Source organism: Actinosynnema sp. NPDC059797 (assembly GCF_042732085.1).
GTDB lineage: Bacteria > Actinomycetota > Actinomycetes > Mycobacteriales > Pseudonocardiaceae > Actinosynnema.
The window spans coordinates 1-8,075 of record NZ_JBHWIE010000213.1 but is presented as its reverse complement, the minus strand read 5'-3'; the positions used below and the strand labels follow the sequence as shown (position 1 = coordinate 8,075).

Annotated in this window: 7 protein-coding genes; 6 read left to right on the top strand and 1 reads right to left on the bottom strand. The window is 73.2% G+C overall.

Annotated elements, in window-relative coordinates; all coding sequences use genetic code 11:
* The coding region (locus tag ACFV4N_RS31030) for a response regulator (protein WP_499676179.1) at positions 1-607 on the top strand (607 nt) is incomplete at its 5' end.
* A 93-nt stretch (positions 608-700) separates the two neighbouring features.
* Complete coding sequence (locus tag ACFV4N_RS31025; RefSeq protein ID WP_499676178.1) at positions 701-1,444, top strand: cytochrome P450; 744 nt, start codon at positions 701-703, stop codon at positions 1,442-1,444.
* On the opposite strand, the gene ACFV4N_RS31020 is transcribed toward ACFV4N_RS31025, so the two are convergent.
* The gene (locus ACFV4N_RS31020; protein ID WP_499676177.1) at positions 1,386-2,594 is read right to left on the bottom strand and encodes a hypothetical protein; all 1,209 of its coding nucleotides are present in this window, start codon (positions 2,592-2,594) and stop codon (positions 1,386-1,388) included. The two genes, ACFV4N_RS31025 and ACFV4N_RS31020, sit on opposite strands and share 59 nt — an antisense overlap.
* A gap of 256 nt (positions 2,595-2,850) precedes the next feature.
* On the opposite strand from ACFV4N_RS31020, the gene ACFV4N_RS31015 reads away from it, so the two are divergent.
* From ACFV4N_RS31015 to xynA, 4 genes are all read left to right on the top strand, one after another.
* Complete coding sequence (locus ACFV4N_RS31015; RefSeq protein ID WP_499676176.1) at positions 2,851-4,866, top strand: cellulose binding domain-containing protein; 2,016 nt, start codon at positions 2,851-2,853, stop codon at positions 4,864-4,866.
* 216 nt (positions 4,867-5,082) lie between these two features.
* Positions 5,083-5,604 carry an OsmC family protein gene (locus ACFV4N_RS31010; protein ID WP_499676175.1) on the top strand — a complete coding sequence of 174 codons (522 nt, stop codon included), beginning with the start codon at positions 5,083-5,085 and terminating at the stop codon, positions 5,602-5,604.
* A gap of 91 nt (positions 5,605-5,695) precedes the next feature.
* Complete coding sequence (locus ACFV4N_RS31005; protein ID WP_499676174.1) at positions 5,696-7,057, top strand: DUF6271 family protein; 1,362 nt, start codon at positions 5,696-5,698, stop codon at positions 7,055-7,057.
* 309 nt (positions 7,058-7,366) lie between these two features.
* Positions 7,367-8,050 carry an endo-1,4-beta-xylanase XynA gene (xynA, locus tag ACFV4N_RS31000; protein WP_499676173.1) on the top strand — a complete coding sequence of 228 codons (684 nt, stop codon included), beginning with the start codon at positions 7,367-7,369 and terminating at the stop codon, positions 8,048-8,050.
* The last annotated feature ends 25 nt before the right edge of the window (positions 8,051-8,075 follow it).

The following is an 8,075-nucleotide window of genomic DNA, read 5'->3' as shown; positions in this document are numbered from 1 at the left end:
CGACCACCCCGTGGTGCGCGACGGGTTGCGCGGGATGCTCGGCACGCAGCCGGACTTCGAGGTCGTCGGCGAGGCGGCCGGTGGCGCCGAGGCGCTGACCGTGGTGGCGGCCGTGCGGCCGGACGTGGTGCTGACCGACCTGCGGATGCCGGGACCGAGCGGCGGCGCGCTGATCCGGCTCATCGTCGAGCGCGTGCCCACCACGCGGGTCCTGGTGCTCACCACGCACGACACCGACTCCGACGTGCTGCCCGCGGTGGAGGCGGGCGCGATCGGGTACCTGCTCAAGGACGCGCCGCGCGAGGAGCTGTTCCGGGCCGTGCGCGCCGCCGCCCGCGGGGAGTCCGTGCTGTCCCCGTCCGTGGCCGCACTGCTGCTCGGCCGGGTCCGCCCGCGCCGGCCGCTGAACGAGGCCCGGTTGAGCGCGCGGGAGCGCGAGGTGCTGGCCCTGATCGCCCGCGGCCGGACCAACCGGGAGGCCGCGGCCGAGCTGCACATCAGCGAGGCCACGGTCAAGACCCACCTGCTGCACATCTACGCCAAGCTGGAGGTGCCCGACCGGGCCTCCGCCGTGGCCGCCGCCTACCGCCGGGGGCTCCTCGACTGAGGACGGCGGGAATTCCGGGTCGGGAGGCGTGGCCGGCGGGATTCGCATTCCACCCCGGTGGAGTTGTTCCCACGGCGGTGGCGGGTGTGCGTGATGAAGAAGACCTTCGCAGGACACGGCTCGTGCCACTGGAGGGACCATGAAGCAATCGTGGTGCGCGACCCGGACCTCGTGCACGAGCTGTTCACCAGGACCAACGACGACTTCTCCAGCGCGAGTTCCGCGGTCGCCAGCCGGTTCGACGCGCGGCGCGACTCGGATGACGCGCATGCCTGGATGAGCGCGCGCCGCTCGGGCCGGCGCGGGCTGAACCGGGCCGCGGCGACCCCGCACACGGCACGGCTGCGGGCGTTGTTCGAGCGGACGCTGGACGAGCCCCGGGACCTGTTGGACGTCCTGCCGGCGGCGCGCGAACCGCGGCTGGGCGAGTGGGAGCTGCGGCCGGAGGACCAGGTGATGTCCAGCCCCTACCTCCTGCACCGCGACCCGAGGTGGTGGCCGGACGCGGACGTGCTCGACCCGGACCGCCGGCTGGACGGTCGGACGACGCCGCGCAAGCACTCCTACGTGCCCTTCGGCGCAGGGCCGCGGGTGTGCGTGGGGACGCAGCTCGGCATGGTCCAGCTGACACCGGCGGCGTTCTGGCTGACCCGCGGCCACCGCGTGTCGGCGCCCGACGCGGACCGGTCCGCGCCCGAGTTCCACGACCTGCTGGTGCCGAAGGGCTTCCAGGCGGCTTCACCCGGGCGTGAGCCGGTCCTCGGGCTCGGCGCGGTGCTCAGAGCCTGCCTGCGGGCAGGCGGTCGTCGACGAGGTCCGCCACCTGCTCCTCGGTGAACGGCGGGTCCAGCAGGTCACCGCGCTGGGCGTGGCAGCGGAACATGTCGGCGATGTAGTGCATCCGGTCGGGCAGGTCCGACCAGTCCCGGGCGGCGGTGTCGAGCAGGCTGTCGGGCGTCGGGTCGACGGTCGCGAGCAGCGCGAGCAGCTCGGGGTCGGACAGCTCCGCGAGCAGCGGCGGGAACCGGGCGGGCAGGTCGTCGCCGAGGTCGAGCAGCTCGCCGCCGGGCAGCGCCAGCGTCATCAGGTGCTCGGTGACCGCCCGGCGGGCCAGGGCGCGAGCGTGGTCGGCCAGCCGCTCGACGGCGGCGCGCACCGGGGTCCGCCTGCCGAGCACGGTCACCAGCGCCAGGCGCAGCCACCTGAGCACGCGGTTGTCCGGCAGGACCAGGTCGAGCAGGCGGCGCTCCAGCTCGCGCGGGTCGACGACGGGGGCCTCCAGGGCGGCGGTGATCTCCGGTTGCAGCCGCGTCTGCTCGTGCAGGCCGATCTCGACGTTGGCCAGGAGCAGCAGCTCCGCGCGCCGCTTGGGGTCCTCTGCGGACATCGCCCGGTGGTAGCGGGCGAAGGCCTGCTTGAGGTAGCGCTGGCCCTCGGGCGGCTCGCCGGGCCGCAGCGAGTCGAGGAACGCCGCGATCCGCTGCTCGTCGGCGCCCGGCGCGCCCCCGTCGCACTCGGCGAGGAACCGGGCGAACTCGCGGGCGATCTCCGCGAAGACCTTCAGGTTGCCCCGCGCGGAGGCGTCGCCGACGGCGTCGAGCCGCGCGGTCGCCACCACGACCCGGCGCACCAGCCCCGCCGCGTCGTCGAGGGCCTTCCGGGGCACGGCGCGCCGCAGGCCGCCGACCGCGAGCGCCACGGCGGCGGACGCCTCGGGCGAGGACTCCAGCAGGCGTTCCAGCGTGCGGGCCAGGTCCTCCCGCCGGATGGTCTGCCCCACCTGCTTGGACGCCCAGACCGCGAACGTGCACCAGTTGGCCGAACCGCCCGTGCGGTCGGCCAGCGCCCGGGACAGCTCGTGGTAGCAGTGGGTGATCCGGAGGTTGCGGACGACCGGGTCGGCCTGGGCTGAGATCCGGTCGACCTCGGCCGCGGTGGGCGGGACGCCACCGCCGAGCCGGTGCACGTCCGCAGTGGGCTGACTCATGGGCCGACCTTTCCGTTCGGGCTGCACCCACCTGATCGTCGCGGTGGCGTGGAATGTGACACGAACGCGGCCCGCTCGTCTGTTCGACGGCGTTCGACGGGGCCGTTGAGCGGAGTGGACGCCTGGGCCGTACGCCACCCGTACGCAGTCGCCGAGCGGGGGCGGAACGGCGATTGACAAGGTCAAGAGCGCGGCTCAGAGTTTGGGAGCGCTCCCAGAAACACCGCCCACCATCACCGTCGATGAGGAACCGCCCATGAGACCGCGTCTCGTCGTGCTGCCCGCGCTCGCCGCGCTGGTGGCGACCCAGGCCCTGGTGGTCGCCGGGCCCTCGGCCCAGGCCGACCCGGACGTCACCGTCACGGTCAACACCCGAGCCGGGTTGGAGGTGGTGCACGAGGCCGCGATCGGGGTGAACCACGCCATCTGGGACACCCACCTGGGCAGCGACGCCGTCGCCGACCTGCTGGAGGACGCGGGCGTGAAGGCCATGCGCTACCCCGGCGGGTCCTATTCGGACATCTACCACTGGGAGGACCACACCGCGCCCGGCGGCTACGTGGCGCCCAACACCGACTTCGACACCTTCATGGCCGGCGTGCGGCGCGCGGGCGGGCAGCCCATCGTGACCGCCAACTACGGCACCGGCACGCCCGAGGAGGCGGCCGCCTGGGTGCGCTACGCCAACGTCGAGAAGGGCTACGGCGTCGAGTACTGGGAGATCGGCAACGAGAACTACGGCAACGGCCACTACGGCTCGGGCTGGGAGGCCGACGAGCACCCGGACAAGAGCCCGGCGTACTACGCCAACCTCGTCCGCGAGTACGCCACGGCCATGAAGGCCGTCGACCCGACCATCAAGGTCGGCGCGGTCCTGACCACGCCGGGCGAGTGGCCGGACGGCATCACCGCGGCGGGCGACACCGGGTCGTGGAACGAGGTCGTGCTGTCCATCGCCGGCCCCGTGGTCGACTTCGGGATCATCCACTGGTACCCGAGCGGTGACACCGCCGCGCAGGTGCTGTCCAAGACCGACCGGGTGGTCGACCAGATCACCCTGGTGCGCGAGCAGTCGCGCCGGCTGGCGGGCAAGGACCTCGGCATCGCGTTGACCGAGGTGAACACCTCGTACGGCCGCAACACCCAGCCGGGCGCGCTGTTCGCCGCCGACGCCTACGCGACGATGCTGGGCCAGGGCGTGTTCAACGTCGACTGGTGGAACGTCCACAACGGCATCGGCCAGGTGCGGGAGATCGCGGGCCACCCCGACTACGACGACTACGGCCTGCTCTCCAGCGGCAACTGCACCGCGGACGGCGCGGTGTGCCAGCCCGCGCTGAACACCCCGTTCGCGCCGTACCACGCCATCTCGATGGTGTCCCGCTTCGCCCGGCCCGGCGACCAGCTCGTCACGGCCGCGGCGAGCGACCCGCTGGTGCGCGCCCACGCGGCCCGGCGGCCGGACGGCGGCCTCGCCGTCATGCTGGTCAACCAGGACCCGGAGGCCGCCAAGACCGTCGACCTCCGGCTCTCGGGCTACACCGCCGCCGCCGGCGCGACCGTGCTGACCTTCGCCAACGGCGACACCGGCATCTCCACGACCACCGGCTCGTCCTCCTCGGCGACCCTGCCGCCGTACTCGATCACCACGCTGGTGCTCCAGCCGAAGGGTTCGGCGGCCGGCCCGGCCGCGCCCGCCCGGCCGGTCGCGGGCGCGGTCACCGACCGCACGGCCGCGCTGTCCTGGCCGGCGCCGCCCGCCGGGGTCAAGTACGAGGTGCACCGGGTCGTCGGCGCGAACACCGAGCAGTGGGGCGAGACCACCGGCACGGGCTTCACCGCGACCAACCTCACGCCGGGCACCGAGTACACGGTCAACCTCGTGGCGAGGAACGACGCGGGCCGGGTGTCGTGGTCGTCGCCGCCGCTGACCTTCGCCACCGGCACGCCCGCCACGTCCTCGTGCGCGGTGTCCTACCGGGAGACCTCCAACTGGGGCAACGGTTTCGTCGCCGACCTGGAGATCACCAACACCGGCACGCGGCCCCTCGGCGGGTGGACGCTGACCTACACCTGGCCGACCTCCTGGCAGCAGGTCTCCAGCGGGTGGAACGCCACCTGGGCGCAGAGCGGCGACCGGGTGACCGTCACCAACACGGCGGTGCTGGCGCCCGGCGCGTCGACCACGGCCGGGTTCGTCGGCGGCTACCAGGGCCCGAACGTGCGGCCGCTGAAGTACTTCCTCAACGGCACTCTCTGCACCACCCGCTGAGCACGCGCGTCGTCCCCCGCCCCACCGGCGGGGGACGACCGCGCCCCGGACGGCGTGCACCACCGGTGCCGGCGCGCGGGTGATCTCCGGCGCGGCCACCCGCCATAGCACAGGACCGCTCGCGGCGGCACCGCTTCCCACGGCGCGAACGGGGCTCCACGGCGCGCCCGAACGGCGGCATCCTGCTGCCGGGAGACACGACCACCGGGAGCGCACATGACCGCGGAAGTCAGCCACACCCTCAACGACGTCGCCATCGAGGCCGTCGGCGGCCTCGTCGAGGCCATCCGGCAGGACGAGGACAAGGCGAAGACCACCTGGGCCGCGCACGTGACCTGGACCGGCGGGTTCCGGTCCGAGGCGCGGGTGCGCGGGTTCGACCCGACGCCCTCCGACGAGCCCGCCGCGCTCGGCGGCGGCGACACCGCGGCCAACCCGGTCGAGCAGCTGCTCAGCGCCCTGGGCAACTGCCTCGCCGTGGGGTACGCGGCCAACGCCACCGCCGCCGGCATCGCCCTCGACCGGCTCACCGTCGACCTCAAGGGCGACCTCGACCTGAAGGTGTTCCTCGGGCTCGCCGAGGGCCACGCCGGGTTCGGCTCGATCACCGCCCGGGTCCGCATCGACTCCCCCGCCCCGCGGGCGGAACTGGAGGAGCTGCACCGCAAGGTGGTGGCCACGTCGCCGGTCGGCCACACGCTGCGCAACGCCGTGCCGGTGGACGTCGAGCTGATCTGACGACCCGCCGGGCCGAAGACCGGCGGCCCCGACGGCCCGTCGGGGCCGCAATTCGGTGGCGCGACCGCCGGCCCGGTCGCAGACTCGGGGCGTGAACGCGTCCCCCGAGCCCGCGATCGGGTCGTCGGTCTTCTTCATCCCCACCAACCGGGACTGCTCCCGCGCGGCGACCGGCTACCTGGCGGAGCTGTCGTTCGCCCGCGAGCGGTTCGGCCGGACGATCCCGCTGGTGGTGTCCGAGACCGACGGGGGCCCGCACGCGCGGGCCAACGCGGGAGCGCTCGCCCGGCTGGCCCGCGCCAACCCGGACCAGCCCGTCCACCACCTCACCGCGGAACTCCAGCGGGAGTACTTCGGCCGGCTCCTCCGCGACGAGCCGGCCGCCGTCCGGGAGCCGTTCCTGTCACCGCGGCGCGATTACGGCACCGCGATGAACAAGCTGTTCCTGATGACCGCCTCCTTCGGGGCCGACGCGCTGCACCGGCGCGACTCCGACACCCGGCCGCTGGGCGAGGAGGTCCCCGAGGCCGCCGGCCGGCACCCGATCGAGATCGAGCTGTCGTACCTGGGCCGGAAGGTCGGCGAGATCGGCGAGGTCGGCCCGGGGCACGGCGTCGGCTGGCCGGGGAACCTCGACGCCGCCGTCCTCGACCAGCCGATCCGCGTGGTGGGCGGCAACTACTCCGGCGAGTGGAACCTCGACGTCAAGGACTTCGCGCGCCGCTCGTACCGCATCGTCCACCGGCTCTACGAGATCCTGGGGTTCGACCCGGACGACGTGGTCGCGCTGGTGGACGAGGTGTTCCCGGCCGAGCAGGTCCACGACGCGCGGGACGCGCTCACGCTGCGCCTGGCGCCGAACGGGGGCGCCGACCCGGACTGCGGCAACGTGGCGGTCACCGGCATCCACGAGCTGCTGCCGAACGTGCCCGGCCGGAACAGCCTGGCCGTGGACTACTTCGGCTTCGACGTGGCGATGGCGCTGGGCGTGCCGGCGCTGCACCACACCCGGGCGGTGTTCCACGAGTACCACTCGGGGCGCTTCGACCCGGCGCAGAAGCTGCTCTACTGGGAGGGGGTGGCCCGGTTCGCGGACTACTTCACCTCCTACGGCCCGCTGTTCGAGCCGGGCGCGGTCGGCCGGGCCGACGCGGCGGACCCGGTCCCGGCGCCGGTGCGGGCGGCGCTGGTCCGGGCGGTCGGCGCCCTGGTCGGGGCGGACCCCGCGCCCAGGGCGGCCCGGATCAGGGCGCTGGCGGAGGAGGTCCTGATCCCGTTCGACGAGCGGTACGCGCGGGTCGGCCGGCACCTGGCCGCGAACGCCGACCGCTACGTCCGCGAGGCCGACGAGGACTACGCCGGTCACCGGCTGCTGCTGGACCGCTGGCCGGACCTCGTCGAGCGGGCCAAGGGCCTCGACCTGGCCGCGATCGCACCACCGCTGCGCCCCTGACGAGGCCCGCCGGAGGCGCGGCGAACAATCGGTTCTTCGTTCTCCGACGCGGTCTGCCACCTGATTCCGCGCACTCCGGGAAATAGGGCGCGCTAAACGGGGTATTTCACCGGGAATCCGAGGCCGGCCCGGTGTTTCGCAAACTTGCGGAAACTGTTGACAGCGCTGCGGAGTCGGTTCGATGCTTTGCGTATCGATGGACCGCGGCCACCGCGTCGGAGCGGGCCGGAACGGGTCGGGCGACCACCGACCGTTCCACAAGGTCTATCACGCCACCTGGTCCGCCGCCAGCCTCAACGAGGAGGAAGCATGCACGTGGACGACGAAACCACCCCGCAGATCAGCCGCAGGTTGTTCGTGGGTGGGGCCGGCGCCCTGGCCTTGGCCACGACCGGGCTGGTGCTGCCGGGCACCGCCCAAGCCCAGACCGTCACGCAGAACTCGACCGGCACCCACAACGGTTATTACTTCTCGTTCTGGACCGACGCGCCGGGCACGGTGTCCATGACCATGGGCAGCGGTGGTCAGTACAGCACGTCGTGGCGGAACACCGGGAACTTCGTCGCGGGCAAGGGCTGGAGCACCGGCAGTCGCCGGACCGTGCGCTACTCGGGCAGCTTCAACCCGTCCGGCAACGCCTACCTGTGCCTCTACGGGTGGACCTCGAACCCGCTGGTCGAGTACTACATCGTGGACAGCTGGGGCAGCTGGCGGCCGACCGGCACGCACCGGGGCACGGTCTCCAGCGACGGCGGCACGTACGACATCTACCACACGATGCGCTACAACGCCCCGTCCGTGGAGGGCACCAAGACCTTCCCGCAGTTCTGGAGCGTCCGGCAGCAGAAGAAGACCAGCGGCACCATCACCACCGGCAACCACTTCGACGCGTGGGCGCGCGCCGGGATGCAGCTGGGCGGCTTCCGCTACTACATGATCATGGCCACCGAGGGCTACCAGAGCAGCGGCAACTCCAACATCACGGTGAGCTGACCGGAGCCCGGGGACTCCTCCGACC